Genomic DNA, 16,928 nt, shown 5'->3' with positions numbered 1-16,928 from the left:
TAGAACGCCCAATGAACAGCAACAATACAGACACGGCGATTTATAAAGTGCTGTTGATAGGCGGCTACGGCTTCTTCGGAAAGAAACTTGCGGAACGGCTGGCCCTGGACCCTCTCCTGCACGTCATGCTCGCCGGGCGCGACCTTAGCGCCGCCCAGGCCCTGGCGGACTCGCTCAATCAACTTACGCCACCCGCGCGCTTTTCCGCACTCCGTATCGACGTACAGGATGCGCAGCTTGCTGCGTGCATCGAAGCCAGCGGCGCCAATGCCGTAATACATACCAGCGGCCCGTTTCAAGGCCAGGGCTACGATGTTGCGCGCGCCTGCATCGCTGCCGGAGCGCATTATGTGGACCTGGCCGACGGCCGCGATTTCGTCTCCGGCATCACGGCGCTGGACGCCTCAGCCAGGCAGGCGGATGTGCTGGTGACCAGCGGCGCCAGTTCGGTGCCGGCTTTGTCGAGCGCGGTTGTCGACCAGTTGGCAGCGGATTTCCGTGAGCTGCACGACATCGCCATCGGCATCAGTCCCGGCAACCGCACCGAGCGCGGCCTGGCGACAGTACGCGCCATTCTCGGCTATTGCGGCGCATCGTTCCTGCAATGGAGCGATGGACGATGGCAGCCTGTAGTCGGCTGGCAGGGATTACGCCGCCAGCGCTACCAGCAACCTGTCGGCAACCGCTGGCTGGCTAACTGCGACGTTCCCGACCTACAGCTCTTCCCGGCTCGCTATCCCGGCGTCCGCAACATTTCCTTTGGCGCCGGCCTGGAGCTTCCTGTGCTGCATTTCGGGGTCTGGCTGATGGCTGGCATGCGTCGCCTCGGATTGGTGCATAACTGGTCGCGCTACGCGGCTATGCTGAAACGGCTTAGCGACCTTTTCATCCGCTTCGGTTCCGATGCCGGCGCCATGCATGTCGAGGTGACAGGGGTTGGCGCCGACGGCACACAGCAGCATCGGCGCTGGACACTGATTGCGGCCGAGGGCGACGGCCCCTACGTGCCTACTTTGGCGAGCGCCGCGCTAGTGGGCAAGCTGGCGCGCCGGCTCATTGACCGGCGCGGCGCCTGCCCCTGCATTGGCATGCTCACACTCCAGGACTTCAGCGCAGCAATGCAAGGACTGGCAATTACCACCGAGACAACTGCAACATGAACTCAAGCGACTCTCTCTACCGCCAGGTCATGGCGGACAATTTCAACGCGCTGGCGCCGGAACTGCAGCAATTCCATAGCCTGGCCGGCAGGGTCGCGCTGCCAGGAAGATGTACCATCAAAGGACCGCATACCCTGCTCGGCCGCTGCTTCGGCCTGCTGTTCTCGCTGCCCAAAGCGACCAGCGAAACCGCCTTCCTGTTTGAACTGGAGGCCGACAGCCGGCAGGAAACCTGGCGCCGCCATTTTCCCGGCCGGACCATGGCCTCGCGCATGCAGGTCAGTGCCGGCACGCTGGTGGAACGCCTGGGCCCGGTGGACTTGCACTTTACGATCAGCGTCGCCGAGGGACGCTTGAGCATGACGCTGCAGCGCATCACCTGCTGCGGCATTGCCTGCCCAAAATTCCTGATTCCCGCCGTGCTGGCGGAGGAAACCGGCGCCGGCGGCAGGCTGCATTTCAACGTCGCCGCGAGACTGCCGCTGGTAGGCGTGCTGGCGCAATATCACGGCTACCTGGATCTGGCGCAGGCGAGGATCGCGGCATGATTATCGTATTCGACGCCAACTGCCTGCTGTGTTCAGCCTGGGTGCAATTCCTGCTGAAACACGACCGCCGCCGGGTGTTTCGTTTTGCTTCGATGCAATCCGAAGCCGGCGCCGCCTTGCTGGCCCAAGCCGGCTTGAACATCACCAGACTCGAGACATTATTGCTGGTCGACGGCGCGCGCAGCTATCAGCATACGGCGGCGATTTTCAGGGTGCTGGATCAGTTGGGATTCCCTTGGAAGCTGGCCTGGATCATGTGGCCGCTGCCATCATTCATACGGGACGCCGTCTATCGCTGGTTCGCCCGCAACCGCTATCGCCTGTTTGGCCGCAGCGACGCTTGTTTCCTGCCGGCCGCCGCAGACCGCCTGCGCTTCATCGAAGACAAGGCAGATACGCTTAGGGCCCGTTAGGAAATAAGTTGGGCATTTGGACGGTTGTAGCTGGATGCGATGCACGGCGCCCGAGAGTGCGAGCACTGCAAGCGGCGGGCAACGCAGCAGCGCGCCAGCTACAGCCAGCACAAATGTTCAACTTATTTCCTAACGGGGCCTTAGCCCTTGAACGCAGCCGGAATGCAAAAAGGCAGGACCGCCGCAAAGTGGTCCTGCCTTTTTAATACCCGCCAGCGGCCAGGCCGCCGCGGATCATTTCAGCAATAATTTCAAATCATGCGCAATCGGCTCCGGCCCCTGGCCATGGCGTATGAACAGACGGATGTGGCCTTCCGGATCGAACACATAGCTGCCGGCGGTGTGGTCCATGCTATAGCTGCCCGGGGTCTTGCCAGGTACTTTCTGATAGAACACGCGGAATTCCTTGCCCACCTTTTCGGTCGCGGCCGCATCGCCATAGAGGCCGACAAAGCTCGGATCGAAGGCCGGCACATACTTCGACAGCAACTCTTGCGTATCGCGCTCCGGGTCGACCGTGACAAACAATACCTGCACTTTGTTCGCCAGCGGGCCCATTTGCTTCAGCACATTGGCCATTTCCACCATGGTGGTCGGACAGACGTCGGGACATTGGGTGTAGCCGAAGAACACCACCACGGCCTTGCCCTTGTAGTCGGCCAGCGTGCGCGGCTTGCCGGTATGGTCGGTGAGGGCGAAATCGCGGGCGTAACCGAGACCAGTGACATCGGTATTGTTGAACGCGGTCTTGGCCGGCGACAAGGTCATTTCCTGGCTGCTGCCGGCCGATTTATCGCCGCAGGCCGCCAGCGACAAGACCATCAGCAAGCCGGCCAGCAGCGAGACGGCGGAGGTAACACGTTTCATATTTGCCTTCAGAATTTGAGGTAGTGATCGACCAGCAGAGCGGCGAACAATAGCGACAGGTAGATGATCGAATAGGCGAAAGTCTTGCGTGCGATCAGATCGGTGTAGTGCCGGTAGATCTGCCATGCGTACCACAAGAAAACCAGCCCGAGCAGCGCTGCGCTGGCCAGATAGATCAAGCCGCTCATGCCGACCGCGAACGGCAACATGGTGGTGGCGACCAGTGCGATCGTATACAGCCAGATCTGCAGCTGGGTGAATTTCATGCCATGCGTGATGGGCAGCATCGGCAGGCCGGATTTGGCGTAGTCGTCGCGGCGGTACATCGCCAGCGCCCAGAAATGCGGCGGGGTCCAGACAAAGATGATCAGCACCAGGATCCAGGCCTGCATCGGCACGTCGTTGGCGATCGCGGCCCAGCCCAAGGCCGGCGGCATGGCGCCGGCGAGGCCGCCGATGACGATATTCTGCGGCGTCGCCGGTTTCAGGATGATGGTGTAGATGATGGCGTAACCGACAAACGTGGCGAAAGTCAGCCACATGGTCAGCGGATTGACGAAGTTGTACAGCACCCACATGCCGCTGCCGCCGATGACGCCGGAAAACACCAGGGTCTGGTTGACTGTGATCTCGCCGCGGGCCATCGGGCGCCGCGCGGTGCGCGCCATGCGTGAATCGATCTCGCGCTCGACCAGGCAGTTGACGGCAAAGGCAGCGCCGGCCAGCAGCCAGATGCCGATGGTGGCCGCCACCAGGCGTTGCCAGTCAGGCAAGCCGGGAGTCGCCAGGAACATGCCGATCACTGCGCAAAACACCGCCAGCTGCGTCACCCGCGGCTTGGTCAGCGCCCAATACTGGGCAATTCGATTAGGATGTATGGTCAATGCGGTCATGGATGCTGGTTAAGACTGTCAAACAATTGCTGAATGGTTAGCTGCCGCCGAAACGGCATGCCGGCCGGGGGCGAGTCTAGCCTTATAGTTTAACATGACCAACAGCACCAGCAGCGCCGCCGCCCCACCGTTGTGCACGACGGCTATCGCCAGCGGCCAGTTAAAGTAAATGGTAGACAAGCCGGTCAACAATTGCAATCCAATAACAATCAGCAGCCAGCGCCCGGTATTTCGCAAGCCGGCGGTGCGCAGCGCTTTCCAGGCCAGCCAGACGATACTGGCGATCACCACGAAGGCAAAGCTGCGATGGGTCCAGTGGATCGCCGTCAGCGCCTGGAAGCTCAGAAAATCGCCGTCGGCGGTCATGCCAAGATGGCGCCATAGCGTAAACCCGTTCTCGAAATCCATCTGCGGTACCAGCGCTCCATGGCACAGCGGGAAGTCGGTACACGCCAGGGCAGCGTAGTTAGTACTCACCCAGCCGCCGAGAGCAATCTGGATCACCAGCAGGATAAGCGCAATCGCGGCCGGCCGGGCCAGGCCGGCGCCGCTGGCCGCCACCGGCGCATGGTCGTTCTGGCGCGCGCCCATCCAGGCCATCATCGCCAGCAAGGTCAGGCCGAGCAAGAGATGGGTAGTGACAATCACCGGCTGCAGTTTCTGGGTCACGGTCCAGGCGCCGAAAGCCCCTTGCAGGCAGACGCAGAAAAACAGCAGGGTTGGAAACCAGGGCGAAAACTTGGCCAGCCTTTGCGCCGGCTGCAGGCGCGACTTCAGCCAGCGCAGCCAGCTGATCGCCATCAGGGCGATGATCAGCACGCCGACGCCCATGGCGAAATAGCGGTGGATCATTTCGATCCAGGCTTTCTTCACCGTCACCGGACCGAACGGCATGGCTTCCTGCGCGGCGCTGATATGCGCATGCGCCAGCAGCGGGTTGGAATGGCCGTAGCAGCCGGGCCAGTCAGGGCAGCCGAGGCCGGAATCGGTGAGCCGGGTAAAGGCGCCGAACATGATCAGGTCGAAGGTCAGGAACAGCGTGACCCACACCAGCTTGCGGTATTTATTGGCGTCGCTGGAAACCCAGACAACGCAGAACGCCAGCACGGCGACCAGCACTCCCATGCTGCCGAGCTGAACTAACATTGGTGCTGTCATTGAAAACCCGTCATGGCAAACTCATCCTATCGCCGAAGCGCGCAGCAGCTTGGACAGATCTTTCTTCACCTTGTTCGGATCGGCATCCTTGGGGAAGCGCATCATCAGGTGGCCGAGCGGATCGATCAGGTAGATATGGTCGGCGGCGCTGGTGCCCTCCTCGGCCGGCAGCCAGGCTTTCAACAGCTCCGGCTTGACCCGCAGCAATTTGGTACCGTCATATTCGCGCATCACCATGGTTTCCAGGGGCTGCGCGTCGGTAATCAGCCAGACCCGTTCGATGCGTTCCATTTCCTTACCCTGCATCAGGCGCAGCTGGCGCATTTCAAACAGCTTGTCCTGGCAGGCTTTGAGGCAAGCGCTGCCAGCGACCTGCACCATCAGCCATTTGCCTTTGTAGGATGCCAGCGATTCCGCTGTGCCGTCGAGCGCGGTGCTGCCCAGTTCGGGAATCGGATATGCACTCGGATCGATCAGCGTGCCGTAATTGGTGCGGCTTTGCGGCTTGATCACGTAGTAGGTGAAATAGGAGGCGAGCATAGGCGCCGCGCATACCGCTATCACCGCAAACAGTTTCCAGCGGCCGCTCTGGCGCTGCTTGTCCGGCGCCGGCGGATTAGCCGGACTGCTGAGCGGCTGGCTTGTTGGTATTTTCTGATCCACGTCTAAATCCTGTCACAACAAAAAAAATGAATGCCATCACCGCCAGCGCATACCACTGGAAGGCGTAGCCGCGGTGCTTTTCTATTCCTAGCGACGGCCTTGGCCAGGTCCGCTGCAAATGATCGCCAACGTCGCTGGTCTGCTCCAGCACGAATGGCTGCAGCTTGAATTTGCTGGCCGCGGCGAATTCGCCGATAGCCAGGTTCTGCACAATCGCCTTGGGTTGCAGCGAGCCGGCCTCGCCCAGTTGCATCACATGGCCGAAATCGCGCCTGACCAGCCCTTCTATCTCGATCGTACCGGCCGGCGTCGGGTAGGACGGCAGCTTGCTGCGGTCGGACGGGTCGCGCGGCAGCCAGCCGCGCGCCACTAACACGTAATTATCCAACCCCGTGTCCACCCCCGTGCCCGCGTCAGCCAGCTTGAACGGCATCAGCACATAGAAGCCGGCCACGCCGTTCAGCGGACGGTTGTCGAGATAGACAGGCCAGGCGCTAATAAATTCACCGCGCAGCGCCAGACGGCGGTATTCGAGCTGATCGAGGTCGGCCGGGCTGGCGCCGAACTGGAGTACCGGATCAGCCTGCCGTTGCAACAGCTTGCTTTCAATCAGCTGCTTCTGGTCGCCACGCCGCGTTTGCCATTGCGCCAGGGCGATGCCGAGCACTACCAGGATGACAGTCGCGATAAAGGGTATCAGGCGGAAACGGAACCTGGGCCTGGAGTCGGGTTTAGAGCCGAATAGCATTACAATATTGCCTTAGTCAACATTTCCCCTGGCACAAAATGAAAATCGTCGTCGCCATTGCCTTCATCCTGATCATCGGCAGCCTCGCCTCCGCATTGATATTCCTGATGCGCGACAAGGGCAAAAGCAATCGCACGGTACAAGCCCTGACCTGGCGCGTCGGCCTGTCGGTCTGCCTGTTCCTCATGATACTGCTCTTGTACAAGCTGGGTTATATCCAGCCGACCGGCCTGCACTAGGCAACATGCCAAGCCCGTCGTAAAAAAGGCCGCACCGAGGTGTGGCCTTTTTTTATGCGTTGCGGGCCGGCGCTGTACTACGCGCTGGCCTGGCGCCGGCTTTACAGCCAGTACACCACTACATACAAGCCGAGCCAGACGACGTCGACAAAGTGCCAGTACCAGGCCGCGCCTTCAAACGCGAAGTGGTGATCCGGAGTGAAATGGCCCTTCAGCACACGGTACAGCACGACCGACAGCATGATCGCGCCAATGGTGACGTGGAAGCCGTGGAAGCCGGTCAGCAGGAAGAAGGTCGAACCGTAGACGCCGGAAGTCAGCTTCAGGTTGAAATCGGTATATGCCTCGATATATTCGGCAGCCTGGAAACCCATGAAGGTAGCGCCCAGCACGATGGTAGCGAACAGCCAGGCCGCGGTCTTGGCGCGATGGCCGGCGCGCAGCGCATGGTGGGAAATCGTCAGCGTCACGCCGGAAGTCAGCAGCAGGAAGGTGTTGATGGTCGGGATCGGAAACGGACCCATGGTGGTGAACGGCTCGATCGTGCCGGCCGGGCCGGCATTGCCCCAGTGCGCGGCGAAATCAGGCCACAGCACCTTGTTGTCCAGGTCGCCCAGCCATGGCATCGAAATGCTGCGGGCATAGAACAGGGCGCCGAAGAACGCGGCGAAAAACATGACTTCCGAGAAAATGAACCAGCTCATGCTCCAGCGGTACGAGGTATCGATGCGCGCACTGTACATGCCGCCTTCGGATTCGCGGATGGAATCACCGAACCATTTGTAGAGCACGACCAGGAACGACAGCAGGCCGAGGCCGCACAGCTCTGGCCCCCAGACAACGCCGTTGACCCATGCCGCGGCGCCGGCCATGGTCGCCAGCAACGCTGTGCCGCCCAGCACCGGCCATTTGGACGGACCAGGGACGAAATAGTAAGGTGCACTGCCTTGTCGAGAACTCATTGCCATCTCCAGATACAAATTTAATTAGTTATTTCAATATTTGCGGGACAAGGTGCAAAAAGGGCCGGCCCGCGCCCGCATTGCACTGTCCTCAACCGATTAAAGATCTTGTGCTGCACTTACCTGTTCTTACTTGTTACTTGGCGACCACCAACTTGACGATCGTGATCAGTATTCCAATAAAAATCAACACCCCGAGGATGGCGGCGATGACGACATGCACCGGATTCAGCTGCGCCGCATCGCTTTCATAGTCTTTCCTCTTGCGCACGCCAAAGAACGACCAGAATATCGCTTTCATGGCAGCGCCAAACGAGGCCTTACGGCGACTTGCTTCTTTCAGATCCGACATTCGACACCCTTGCCTGGCCCCACTGGTTTAACCCGCCGGCTTGTCCGGCTGGCCCGCAATTTCAAAAAACGTGTACGACAGCGTAATCAGCTTCACATCCTTAGGTATAGCAGGATCTATGTAAAACACCACCGGCATTTCCTTGGCCTCATTCGGACCCAAGGTCTGCTGGGTGAAACAGAAACATTCGACTTTCTTGAAGAAAGCCGCCGCCTGCATCGGCGCATAGCTCGGAATCGCCTGGGCGTCCATCTTGCGCGGCTGCTTGTTCACCACTTCGTACACCACCGTGGTCATCTCGCCCGGATGCACCTGCACGCTGTTGACGGTCGGCCGGAAGCGCCATGGGCCTTGCGTATTAGCATCGAATTCAACAGTAATGGTGCGGCTCTTGTCGACCTGGGTGTTGGTCGGCGCTGCCACCGTGCCATCCTTGGGCGTCAGGTAATTGACGCCGGTGATTTCACAAATTTTTTTGTACACCGGCACCAGGCCGTAGCCGAAGCCGAACATCATGACGGCAATCACCAGCAGCTTGCCCAGCATCTGCCAGTTCAGTTTCCGCGACTCTTCCTTGACGCCGTTGTCTTCCGGATCGCTCATCTACTTGAACCACAACATCTTGACGAAGATCGCAACGAAGAAACTCAGGGCAAGCAAGCCCACCAGCAAGCCGGTGCGCAGGTTATTCGGTTTTTTCTGCTGATTCATGTTGGATACCCATGCAGAGCCGGCGGGTGGCATGCGCCCCCGCCGTTTCCATTATTTAAAGACTGGCGGCGTTTCGAAGGTGTGGAAAGGTGCAGGGCTAGGAACAGTCCATTCCAGGCCCTCGGCGCCTTCCCATGGCTTGTCGGCAGCCTTCTTGCCGCCCTTGATCGATGGAATGATCACGAAGAACAGGAAGTAGACCTGGCTCAGGCCGAAGCCCAGCGCGCCGATCGAGGCCAGCATGTTGAAGTCGGTGAACTGCGCCGGGTAGTCAGCATAACGGCGCGGCATGCCGGCCAGGCCCAGGAAGTGCATCGGGAAGAAAGTGACGTTGAACCAGACCAGCGAATTCCAGAAATGGATCTTGCCGCGGGTTTCGTTGTACATGAAACCGGTCCACTTCGGACCCCAGTAGTAGTAGCCTGCGAACAGCGCGAACAGCGAGCCGGCCACCAGCACGTAGTGGAAGTGCGCCACCACATAGTAGGTATCCTGCATCTGGATGTCGATCGGCGTCACCGCCAAGATCAGGCCGGTAAAGCCGCCCATGGTGAACACGAAGATGAAGCCGATGGCGAACAGCATCGGCGTTTCGAAGGTCATCGAACCGCGCCACATGGTAGCGATCCAGTTGAAGATCTTGACGCCGGTAGGCACCGCGATCAGCATCGTCGCATACATGAAGAACAGCTGCGCAGTGACCGGCATGCCGGTGGTGAACATGTGGTGCGCCCAGACGATGAACGAGAGGATCGCGATCGATGCGGTTGCGTACACCATCGAGGCATAGCCGAACAGCTGCTTGCGGGCGAAGGCCGGGATGATCTGCGAAACGATGCCGAAGGCCGGCAGAATCATGATGTACACCTCGGGGTGGCCGAAGAACCAGAAAATGTGCTGGTACATCACCGGATCGCCGCCGCCGGCTGCATTAAAGAACGAAGTACCGAAATGACGGTCGGTCAGGGTCATGGTGATGGCGCCGGCCAGCACAGGCATCACGGCGATCAGCAGGTAGGCGGTGATCAGCCAGGTCCAGCAGAACATCGGCATCTTCATCAGCGTCATGCCAGGCGCGCGCATGTTGAGGATGGTAGTGATGATGTTGATCGAACCCATGATCGACGAAGCGCCCATGATGTGGATCGCGAAAATTGCCATGTCCATGCCGGGGCCCATCTGGGTCGACAGCGGAGCGTACAGGGTCCAGCCGGCCGCGGTGGCGCCGCCAGGCACCAGGAACGAGGTCGCCAGCAGCAGCGCTGCAGGCGGCATCAGCCAGAACGAGAAGTTGTTCATCCGCGCAAACGCCATGTCGGAAGCGCCGATCTGCAGCGGGATCATCCAGTTGGCGAAGCCGACGAAGGCCGGCATGATGGCGCCGAACACCATGATCAGGCCGTGCATGGTGGTCAGCTGGTTGAAGAACTCCGGCTTGAAGAATTGCAGGCCAGGCTGGAACAGCTCGGCGCGGATCAGCAGCGCCAGCACGCCGCCCGACAGCAGCATGGTGAACGAGAACCACAGGTACAGGGTGCCGATGTCCTTGTGGTTGGTGGCGAACAGCCAGCGGCGCCAGCCATGCGGATGGTCGTGCGCGTGGTCATGATCGTGAGAATGATCGTGTGGGTGATCGACTGCGGTAGTGCTCATCTCAATCTCCTGGATTTCAGTGGAGGACAGAGTAATTCGTCGCAAGCTTCGCTTGCCGACTCATAAACTCTGTCCCCCAAAAGTTTTATTTACGCGCAGCCAGCACTTCTGCCGGTTGGACAATATTTTCTTGTGCCTTGTTGGACCAGTTGTTGCGGGTATAGGTGATCACCGCGGCAATTTCTGTATCCGACAACACGGCTTTCCAGGCCGGCATCTGCATGGCGCCGTCGACCTTGCCGTTCAACACGACATTGATCTGGCCCGCGCGCGGGCCGTTCACGACCGGGTCGCCGTCGAGCGGCGGGAAGGCGCCAGGGACACCCTTGCCGCTAGCCTGGTGGCAGGCAGCGCAATTCGCGGTGTAAACCTTTTCGCCGCGCTGTTTCAACTCGTCGATAGTCCAGGTCTTGCTCGGATCGTCTGCCTGCGCAGCCATTTCCTTTTTCTTGCCGTCGACCCAGGCCTTGTAGTCAGCGTCGCTCAGGACGTTGACGACGATAGGCATGAAGGCGTGATCCTTGCCGCACAGTTCAACGCACTGGCCGCGGTAGACGCCGACCTTCTCGGCCTTGAACCAGGTGTCGCGCACGAAGCCGGGAATCGCATCCTGCTTGACGCCGAAAGCCTGCACGGTCCAGGAATGGATGACGTCGTTGGCGGTGGTGATGATGCGGACCTTCTTGTTGACCGGCACCACCATCGGATTGTCGACTTCGATCAGGTAGTTATCGTTCTTGACCTTGGTCGAGTCGACCACTTGTTCGTGGGGAGTGGAGAGGTTGGAGAGGAAGGAAATGCCGGCGCCTTCGCCGTTGAGGTAGTCATAGCCCCATTTCCATTGCATGCCGGTGACCTTGATGGTGATGTCGGCGTTGGAAGTGTCCTTCATCGCCACCACCGTCTTGGTGGCCGGCAGCGCCATGCCGATGACGATCAGGAAAGGAATCACGGTCCAGGCGATTTCGACGCCAGTGCTTTCATGGAAACTGGCCGACTTGGCGCCCAGCGATTTGCGGTGTTTCAGGATGGAATAGAACATCACCCCGAAAACGGCAAGGAAAATCACCAGGCAGATGATCAGCATCAAATTGTGCAGATCGTAGATTTGCTGTGCAATTTCGGTTACTGGCGGTTGAAAGTTCATCCCAAGTACTTTGGGACCACCCGGGCTATCGACCACCGCCCATGAAGGCATTGCTGCCGCCAGGAGCGACGCACCGAGCGTCAACGATGTAAGGCGCTTCGCATATTCCATGATTTCCTCAAAAGCCCAAAATTATAATTTTATCAAGCACCAGGCAATGATCTGCGCTGTATCTCCTGCTTCAGCTCTCGCACAAACTCACGCCGCTTCCATTCCGTCAAAAACTGACCTACTTCTACTCGGGTGCCTAGTGCTTCCAGGCCGATGAGGCCCTTCTTTGTCTCCTGCACTGCAATCCGGATGGAACGCAAATCCAGTTTAAATTGTCGAATTTCCTGCGCCTGTATCAGTTCTACAAGCAGATAGTCGTCGTCCAGCATCGCGATATGCTCGCGGTCCGTAGCGTGCCGCGCGTAAATCAGAAATGCGACAGCCACCGCCGACATTTCCAGCACCGCGAACAGCAATACGAACCAGGCGCCGCGCAAAGTAAAAGCTATCGCCACGGCCATCGAGGTCGCACAGAGGATCATGTAGAAAAAACCAAGCTGGCGCGGCGCAATAGCGCAGTTACGCCTCAAGTCCCATTCTCGCTTAATCATGATGCACCATCGACATCAAGCATGTTGCCTGTACGCACAAGCTAAAACCTTTGAAGTATAAGGGCTAATCGAACTTGTTATCAAGGAGAATCAAATCCTCGGAACCAGCCCCGCAAATGCCCCCAAAACCCCGCTTTCAAGCCGCCCGGCCAGCCCCAGGCTCACTCCCGTCCAGCCCCGCAATAACCGGTTTCAGATAGTCGCTATATGCGAAAACCAGTATATCTGCCAGCACCGGAGCAGGATTCATGAGGCAAATTGACAACATTATTCCTTATACCTCAGCTCCTCGCCGGATTCGAAAAAACAATTAGGGTCAGAGTCGATTTACTGCCGGCCAGCGGCGTACAAATCGATTCCATCAAGAAAGGGAGCGGCCTCAAGGCCGCAAGTAGGCGTAACCCTGCGATTGCAGGTCTGCCAGCATCACCACAGCGCCCTTGTCGGCCACGCCGAAACCTGGCAGCAGGTCTTTCAGCTCGACTTTCTGCGCTTTCATGGTGTTGATGCAGGCGTTCATTTCCAGGCCGGTTTTTGCCAGCTCGGCAACTTGCGCAATGAAATCCGGGCTGGCTTGGGCGGCATGGAAGCTCCTGAGCGCGGCGCCGTGTATCACCAGCACGATTTTTACCTTGTCCGGGCCACCCATGCCCTCAAAATGGCTCTGGATATTGCCGAGCACGAAGGCGACCCTGCCCTGCTCGCTCAAGTGATAGACGACCTTGGCTTTATCCACCGCGGTGGCATGCGCCGGCCTGGCGCTCGCCGCCAGCACGGAAGCCGCGCCTATTGATGAAAACATGGTCCACAGGATGCTGCGTCTTTGCATCTTCACTCCCGGTCGGAAAAATGAAACAAGATAGGGCGGCCTGGTCCAAGGCCGCCGCTCAGGCAATCAACCTTAACCCAAATCCGCCAGCGGGTGATCGTTCTCTGGCCACGGATCGTCGAAAAAGCCGTTGCCCCATTCCTTGCTGACGTCCGCCAGGATGGCCGGCTGCCATTTCGGCTGGCGGTCCTTGTCGATGATCAGGGCCCGTATGCCTTCGGCAAAATCAGCGCGGGCGGCGCAATGCAGCGACACCACATATTCCAGCCTGAACACTTCGGCCAGCGACATGTGCAGCGCGCGCCGTTGCAGCGCATGCGACAGCCAGGCCGAAGCCGGACTGCCGGCAACCAGGGTGGCGATGCCTTTTTGCAGCCAGGCGTCGTCGGTTTGCAAGCCGACGATGTTTTGCACGACTTCGTCCAGCGTCGGCGCACTGCACAGCTGGTGTATCAATTCAAAATGCTGGCGCAACGGCGCCGGCGCGGCGGCAAATGCCGGTTGCGCCTGCTGCTCCGCGGCCAGCAATACCCGCGTCAGCAGCACATCGTCCCGCTTGCCGTCCCACGGCTGGCTCAACAGGCTTGCCAGCAGTGCCTGCTTCTGGCTGTGTTCGATCTGATAGTCCGCCAGGCGGGCGAAGATGGCGTCGGCCGCGCCGAAGGAGGCGCCGGTCAAAGCCAGGAACAAGCCGAGCTGGCCCGGCATGCGGTTCAGGAACCAGGTGCCGCCGACATCCGGGTACAGGCCGATGGTGATCTCCGGCATGGCCAAGCGCGATTTCTCGGTCACCACGCGGTGGCTGGCGCCGGCCATCAGGCCTATACCGCCGCCCATCACGATGCCATGGGCCCATGCCAGCATCGGCTTGGGATAAGTATGGATCAGGTAGTCGAGGCGGTATTCGCGCTCGAAGAAATCACAAGCGTAGCTGTTGCTCTTGATATCAACACTCTGGCCGGACGCGTGCTGGTCCAGCATGGTGCGGTACAAACCCTGCAGATCGCCGCCGGCGCAGAAAGCCTTTTCACCAGCCGCCTGCAGCAGCACCATGGCGATCTGCGGATCGCCGGCCCAGGCGCGCAATTGCGCATCCAGCAGATCGACCATTTCCAGCGAGATCGAATTCAGGGTCTTTTCAACATTCAGGGTAGCGACGCCGATGCGCTTGCCGTTGGCAGCGACCAGTTCTTCAAACAAAGCCGGCGCTGCGCTTTTCACTGCATCTTCCATTATTCATTACTCCAGACTGGCGGACGTTTTTGCAGGAAGGCGTTGACGCCTTCCTTCTGATCCTTGGTATCGAACAGATCGAGGAACAGCTCGCGCTCCACCGGCAGCAAAGTGGCCAGCGGATCGGCGCGCGCGCCCTGGATCAATTTCTTGCAAGCGCTGACGCTCGACGGACTTTGCCGGGCGACCTGCTCTGCCAGCGCCAGTGCGCGCTGCCGGGCTTCGCCTTTTTTAACCAGCTCTTCCACCAGGCCGATGCGCAATGCGGTTTCGGCATTGACGCGCTCGCCGCACAAGATCATACGCTTGGCCCAGCCTTCGCCCACCAGCCATGGCAGGTTCTGGGTGCCGCCGGCGCAGGGCAGCAAGCCGACCGCTGCTTCCGGCAAAGCCATTTGCGCATGCTCCTCGGCGATGCGCAGATCGCAGGCCAGCGCACATTCCAGGCCGCCGCCCATGGCGTAGCCGTTGATAGCGGCAATCGAAACGCCGCGGAACGCCGACAAGGTTTCGAATGCCTCACCGAAGCGGCGCGCCATTTCGCGCGCCATGACCTTGTCGCCATCGGCAAACAGTTTCAGGTCGGCGCCGGCGCAAAAGAATTTCTCGCCTTCGCCGGTAAGCACCAGACTGTAGATATTGTTGTCGCCATTCAGCGCCTGCACCAACCGCGTCAGGTCGCGCAAGGCATCGCCGGTCCAGGTGTTGGCCGGCGGGTTGGCCATCGTCACCACGGCCGTGTGGCCGATGATTTCCAGGCGCAGGTTGGTGTAGTTATCTTCAGTGTAGGAGCTGCTCATCGGATGTCCTCGTTGGATGCATTGCCCAGCAACTGGCGGGCGATAATCACGCGCATGATTTCGTTGGTGCCTTCCAGGATCTGGTGCACGCGGACGTCGCGGAAATGGCGCTCCAGCGGGTACTCGCGGATATAGCCGTAGCCGCCATGAATCTGCAGCGCTTCATTGCAGATCTGGAAACCGATGTCGGTGGCAAAGCGTTTCGCCATCGCGCAATAGGTGGTGGCGTTGGGATCCTTGGCGTCCAGCTTGCAGGCGGCCAGGCGCACCATCTGGCGCGCCGCGACCAGCTCGGTCTGCATGTCGGCCAGCTTGAATTGCAGCGCCTGGAAATCCGACAGCGGCCGGTTGAACTGGCGGCGCTCGCTCATGTAAGCATGCGCCGCGTCGAGCGCGGCCTGGGCGGTGCCGACCGAACAGGTGGCGATATTGATGCGGCCGCCATCCAGGCCGCGCATCGCCAGCCGGAAACCTTCGCCTTCCTGTCCCAGCAGGTGGTCGGCGGGAATCCGCACATTGTCGAAACTGATGGTACGGGTCGGCTGGCTGTTCCAGCCCATTTTTTCTTCCTTGCGGCCGTAGCTGATGCCTGGCACATCGGCCGGCACCACGAAGGCTGACACGCCATGCGCACCGCCGGCGCCGGTGCGCGCCATCAGCACCAGCACATCGGTGGAACCCGCGCCGGAGATAAAGGCCTTGGAACCGTTGATCATGTAATGGCCATCGGTCAGCACCGCGCTGGTTTTCAGGGAGGCGGCATCGGAGCCCGAGCCTGGCTCAGTCAGGCAGTAGGACCCGAGTTTCTGGCCAACCGCCAGCTTGCCGCACCAGGTCTCCTTTACCGCCGGGGTCGCCCAGTTGGCGATCATCCAGCTCACCATATTATGAATCGTCAGGTAGGCCGTAGTCGAGGTGCAGCCGCGCGCCAGTTCCTCGAACACGATGGTGGCGTCGAGCCGCGACAAGCCCAGGCCGCCAACTTCTTCCGGCGTGTACAAACCGCAAAAGCCCAGCTCGCCGGCCTTGGCGATGACGTCGACCGGGAAAATCGCCTCGGCGTCCCATTTGGCTGCGTGCGGCGCCAGTTCTCCTGCGGCGAAATCACGCGCGGTTTGCTGGAATGCGCGTTGATCTTCTGATAATTCAAAGTCCATGGTGGTCTCTCTCCAAAGCGAATAAGGGGCGGTGATTGCTGCTGACGGCAATTTATATCCCAGCAGAATAACAATAATTGACGTTAACGTAAACGTCACCCAACCCGTTCAGATAAAAAAAGGGCGACGGGGAGGATGCCGTCGCCCAACTCGCTGCCACTGAAACGCTTGAAACCGGCAGATCTGCCCTGCTTATTTAGGCAGCAACACGGTATCGATGACGTTGATGACGCCGTTCGACTGGTTCACGTCATAGGTGGTGATATTGGCAACGTGGCCACCGTCGTCCATGACGTAGATGTTGTGCGGACCGTTCTGTTCGAAAGTCAGCTTGCCGCCGCTGGCGGTCGCCAGTTCAGCCTTGCCGCCGCCCTTCTTGATTTCGCTTTCCAGCTTGGCGTAACCGTAGCGGCCCGGCACCACGTGGTAAGTCAGGATCTTGGTCAGGGTGGCCTTGTTTTCAGGCTTGACCAGGGTGTCAACCGTGCCGGCCGGAAGCTTGGCGAAGGCGGCATTGGTTGGTGCGAAGACGGTGAACGGGCCTTTTCCCTTGAGCGTATCGACCAGGCCGGCGGCTTTTACCGCGGCCACCAAAGTGGTGTGATCAGCCGAATTGACGGCGTTATCGACGATGTCCTTGCTGGGGTACATGCTTTGCCCGCCCACCATTACGGTGTCTTCTGCATGAGCCGCGCTGGCAGCAATCAAAGCGGCGGACAAAGTCAAAGCATAAGTAAGTTTGCGCATGATGATTCCTTCGAATGAGAGTCAGATTTCGGAGCCTGCACAGTCA

The 16,928-nt window shown here is 59.7% G+C and carries 20 protein-coding genes; 4 read left to right on the top strand and 16 right to left on the bottom strand.

Features of this window, described 5'->3' with window-relative positions:
* Positions 1–11 precede the first annotated feature (11 nt).
* The 3 genes from BCF11_RS13975 to BCF11_RS13965 are packed head-to-tail and all read left to right on the top strand — an operon-like array spanning position 12 to position 2,121.
* Positions 12–1,160 (top strand): saccharopine dehydrogenase family protein, encoded by a 1,149-nt coding sequence (locus tag BCF11_RS13975; RefSeq protein WP_098495265.1) that lies wholly within the window; start codon positions 12–14, stop codon positions 1,158–1,160.
* A complete protein-coding gene (locus tag BCF11_RS13970; RefSeq protein ID WP_098495264.1) occupies positions 1,157–1,708 on the top strand; it encodes a DUF4166 domain-containing protein in 552 nt (183 codons plus the stop codon). Before BCF11_RS13975 ends, BCF11_RS13970 begins: the two co-directional genes overlap by 4 nt.
* Positions 1,705–2,121, top strand: coding sequence for a thiol-disulfide oxidoreductase DCC family protein (locus tag BCF11_RS13965; RefSeq protein WP_098495263.1), 417 nt, complete (start codon positions 1,705–1,707; stop codon positions 2,119–2,121). The genes BCF11_RS13970 and BCF11_RS13965 overlap by 4 nt, the downstream gene beginning before the upstream one ends.
* 234 nt (positions 2,122–2,355) lie before the next feature.
* Here BCF11_RS13965 and BCF11_RS13960 read toward each other — a convergent pair whose 3' ends face one another.
* The 5 genes from BCF11_RS13960 to BCF11_RS13940 are packed head-to-tail and all read right to left on the bottom strand — an operon-like array spanning position 2,356 to position 6,450.
* Positions 2,356–2,988, bottom strand: a complete 633-nt coding sequence (locus BCF11_RS13960) for an SCO family protein (protein WP_098495262.1) — start codon at positions 2,986–2,988, stop codon at positions 2,356–2,358.
* A gap of 8 nt (positions 2,989–2,996) precedes the next feature.
* Positions 2,997–3,881 (bottom strand): heme o synthase, encoded by an 885-nt coding sequence (cyoE, locus tag BCF11_RS13955; protein WP_098495261.1) that lies wholly within the window; start codon positions 3,879–3,881, stop codon positions 2,997–2,999.
* Between the two features lie 18 nt (positions 3,882–3,899).
* A complete protein-coding gene (locus BCF11_RS13950) occupies positions 3,900–5,027 on the bottom strand; it encodes a heme A synthase (RefSeq protein ID WP_369827761.1) in 1,128 nt (375 codons plus the stop codon).
* A 33-nt stretch (positions 5,028–5,060) separates the two neighbouring features.
* On the bottom strand, positions 5,061–5,702 hold the full coding sequence (locus BCF11_RS13945; protein WP_233212481.1) for a cytochrome C oxidase subunit I: 642 nt from the start codon (positions 5,700–5,702) through the stop codon (positions 5,061–5,063).
* On the bottom strand, positions 5,656–6,450 hold the full coding sequence (locus BCF11_RS13940; protein WP_098495259.1) for an SURF1 family protein: 795 nt from the start codon (positions 6,448–6,450) through the stop codon (positions 5,656–5,658). Before BCF11_RS13940 ends, BCF11_RS13945 begins: the two co-directional genes overlap by 47 nt.
* Positions 6,451–6,488: 38 nt before the next feature.
* On the opposite strand from BCF11_RS13940, the gene BCF11_RS13935 reads away from it, so the two are divergent.
* On the top strand, positions 6,489–6,689 hold the full coding sequence (locus BCF11_RS13935) for a twin transmembrane helix small protein (protein ID WP_061936749.1): 201 nt from the start codon (positions 6,489–6,491) through the stop codon (positions 6,687–6,689).
* 101 nt (positions 6,690–6,790) lie between these two features.
* Here the strand turns inward: BCF11_RS13935 and BCF11_RS13930 are convergent, their stop codons facing one another.
* From BCF11_RS13930 to BCF11_RS13880, 11 genes are all read right to left on the bottom strand, one after another.
* Positions 6,791–7,657, bottom strand: a complete 867-nt coding sequence (locus BCF11_RS13930; RefSeq protein WP_098495258.1) for a cytochrome c oxidase subunit 3 — start codon at positions 7,655–7,657, stop codon at positions 6,791–6,793.
* A 130-nt stretch (positions 7,658–7,787) separates the two neighbouring features.
* The gene (locus BCF11_RS13925; RefSeq protein WP_098495257.1) at positions 7,788–8,003 is read right to left on the bottom strand and encodes a DUF2970 domain-containing protein; all 216 of its coding nucleotides are present in this window, start codon (positions 8,001–8,003) and stop codon (positions 7,788–7,790) included.
* A 27-nt stretch (positions 8,004–8,030) separates the two neighbouring features.
* Positions 8,031–8,606 carry a cytochrome c oxidase assembly protein gene (locus BCF11_RS13920; RefSeq protein WP_098495256.1) on the bottom strand — a complete coding sequence of 192 codons (576 nt, stop codon included), beginning with the start codon at positions 8,604–8,606 and terminating at the stop codon, positions 8,031–8,033.
* Between the two features lie 159 nt (positions 8,607–8,765).
* Positions 8,766–10,367: a cytochrome c oxidase subunit I gene (gene ctaD, locus BCF11_RS13915; protein WP_098495255.1), complete on the bottom strand. Its 1,602-nt coding sequence runs from the start codon at positions 10,365–10,367 to the stop codon at positions 8,766–8,768.
* An 85-nt stretch (positions 10,368–10,452) separates the two neighbouring features.
* Positions 10,453–11,625, bottom strand: coding sequence for a cytochrome c oxidase subunit II (coxB, locus tag BCF11_RS13910; RefSeq protein WP_098495254.1), 1,173 nt, complete (start codon positions 11,623–11,625; stop codon positions 10,453–10,455).
* Between the two features lie 32 nt (positions 11,626–11,657).
* Positions 11,658–12,116 carry a DUF2244 domain-containing protein gene (locus BCF11_RS13905; RefSeq protein WP_098495253.1) on the bottom strand — a complete coding sequence of 153 codons (459 nt, stop codon included), beginning with the start codon at positions 12,114–12,116 and terminating at the stop codon, positions 11,658–11,660.
* Between the two features lie 379 nt (positions 12,117–12,495).
* Positions 12,496–12,945 carry a DsrE family protein gene (locus tag BCF11_RS13900; protein ID WP_098495252.1) on the bottom strand — a complete coding sequence of 150 codons (450 nt, stop codon included), beginning with the start codon at positions 12,943–12,945 and terminating at the stop codon, positions 12,496–12,498.
* Positions 12,946–13,017: 72 nt separating this feature from the next.
* The gene (locus BCF11_RS13895; protein ID WP_098495251.1) at positions 13,018–14,178 is read right to left on the bottom strand and encodes an enoyl-CoA hydratase/isomerase family protein; all 1,161 of its coding nucleotides are present in this window, start codon (positions 14,176–14,178) and stop codon (positions 13,018–13,020) included.
* Positions 14,178–14,978, bottom strand: coding sequence for an enoyl-CoA hydratase (locus BCF11_RS13890; protein WP_098495250.1), 801 nt, complete (start codon positions 14,976–14,978; stop codon positions 14,178–14,180). The genes BCF11_RS13895 and BCF11_RS13890 overlap by 1 nt, the downstream gene beginning before the upstream one ends.
* On the bottom strand, positions 14,975–16,135 hold the full coding sequence (locus BCF11_RS13885; protein ID WP_098495249.1) for an acyl-CoA dehydrogenase family protein: 1,161 nt from the start codon (positions 16,133–16,135) through the stop codon (positions 14,975–14,977). Before BCF11_RS13885 ends, BCF11_RS13890 begins: the two co-directional genes overlap by 4 nt.
* Before the next feature lie 192 nt (positions 16,136–16,327).
* Positions 16,328–16,882 (bottom strand): fasciclin domain-containing protein, encoded by a 555-nt coding sequence (locus BCF11_RS13880; RefSeq protein ID WP_098495248.1) that lies wholly within the window; start codon positions 16,880–16,882, stop codon positions 16,328–16,330.
* Between the last annotated feature and the right edge of the window lie 46 nt (positions 16,883–16,928).

Source organism: Collimonas sp. PA-H2, assembly GCF_002564105.1.
Classification (GTDB): Bacteria; Pseudomonadota; Gammaproteobacteria; order Burkholderiales; family Burkholderiaceae_D; genus Collimonas.
The sequence above is the reverse complement of the archived record's forward strand: the minus strand, read 5'-3'. Positions and strand labels throughout refer to the sequence as shown.

What these genes read in the sequence shown, in the direction of transcription:
- BCF11_RS13935 (WP_061936749.1), top strand. Translation starts at nt 6,489, where the DNA reads ATGAAAATCGTCGTCGCCATTGCCTTCATCCTGATCATCGGCAGCCTC.
- BCF11_RS13940 (WP_098495259.1), bottom strand. Translation starts at nt 6,450, where the DNA reads ATGCTATTCGGCTCTAAACCCGACTCCAGGCCCAGGTTCCGTTTCCGC.
- BCF11_RS13900 (WP_098495252.1), bottom strand. Translation starts at nt 12,945, where the DNA reads ATGCAAAGACGCAGCATCCTGTGGACCATGTTTTCATCAATAGGCGCG.
- ctaD (WP_098495255.1), bottom strand. Translation starts at nt 10,367, where the DNA reads ATGAGCACTACCGCAGTCGATCACCCACACGATCATTCTCACGATCAT.
- BCF11_RS13970 (WP_098495264.1), top strand. Translation starts at nt 1,157, where the DNA reads ATGAACTCAAGCGACTCTCTCTACCGCCAGGTCATGGCGGACAATTTC.
- BCF11_RS13965 (WP_098495263.1), top strand. Translation starts at nt 1,705, where the DNA reads ATGATTATCGTATTCGACGCCAACTGCCTGCTGTGTTCAGCCTGGGTG.
- BCF11_RS13975 (WP_098495265.1), top strand. Translation starts at nt 12, where the DNA reads ATGAACAGCAACAATACAGACACGGCGATTTATAAAGTGCTGTTGATA.
- BCF11_RS13895 (WP_098495251.1), bottom strand. Translation starts at nt 14,178, where the DNA reads ATGGAAGATGCAGTGAAAAGCGCAGCGCCGGCTTTGTTTGAAGAACTG.
- BCF11_RS13930 (WP_098495258.1), bottom strand. Translation starts at nt 7,657, where the DNA reads ATGGCAATGAGTTCTCGACAAGGCAGTGCACCTTACTATTTCGTCCCT.
- BCF11_RS13920 (WP_098495256.1), bottom strand. Translation starts at nt 8,606, where the DNA reads ATGAGCGATCCGGAAGACAACGGCGTCAAGGAAGAGTCGCGGAAACTG.
- BCF11_RS13925 (WP_098495257.1), bottom strand. Translation starts at nt 8,003, where the DNA reads ATGTCGGATCTGAAAGAAGCAAGTCGCCGTAAGGCCTCGTTTGGCGCT.
- BCF11_RS13885 (WP_098495249.1), bottom strand. Translation starts at nt 16,135, where the DNA reads ATGGACTTTGAATTATCAGAAGATCAACGCGCATTCCAGCAAACCGCG.
- BCF11_RS13905 (WP_098495253.1), bottom strand. Translation starts at nt 12,116, where the DNA reads ATGATTAAGCGAGAATGGGACTTGAGGCGTAACTGCGCTATTGCGCCG.
- BCF11_RS13880 (WP_098495248.1), bottom strand. Translation starts at nt 16,882, where the DNA reads ATGCGCAAACTTACTTATGCTTTGACTTTGTCCGCCGCTTTGATTGCT.
- BCF11_RS13890 (WP_098495250.1), bottom strand. Translation starts at nt 14,978, where the DNA reads ATGAGCAGCTCCTACACTGAAGATAACTACACCAACCTGCGCCTGGAA.
- BCF11_RS13950 (WP_369827761.1), bottom strand. Translation starts at nt 5,027, where the DNA reads ATGTTAGTTCAGCTCGGCAGCATGGGAGTGCTGGTCGCCGTGCTGGCG.
- BCF11_RS13960 (WP_098495262.1), bottom strand. Translation starts at nt 2,988, where the DNA reads ATGAAACGTGTTACCTCCGCCGTCTCGCTGCTGGCCGGCTTGCTGATG.
- coxB (WP_098495254.1), bottom strand. Translation starts at nt 11,625, where the DNA reads ATGGAATATGCGAAGCGCCTTACATCGTTGACGCTCGGTGCGTCGCTC.
- cyoE (WP_098495261.1), bottom strand. Translation starts at nt 3,881, where the DNA reads ATGACCGCATTGACCATACATCCTAATCGAATTGCCCAGTATTGGGCG.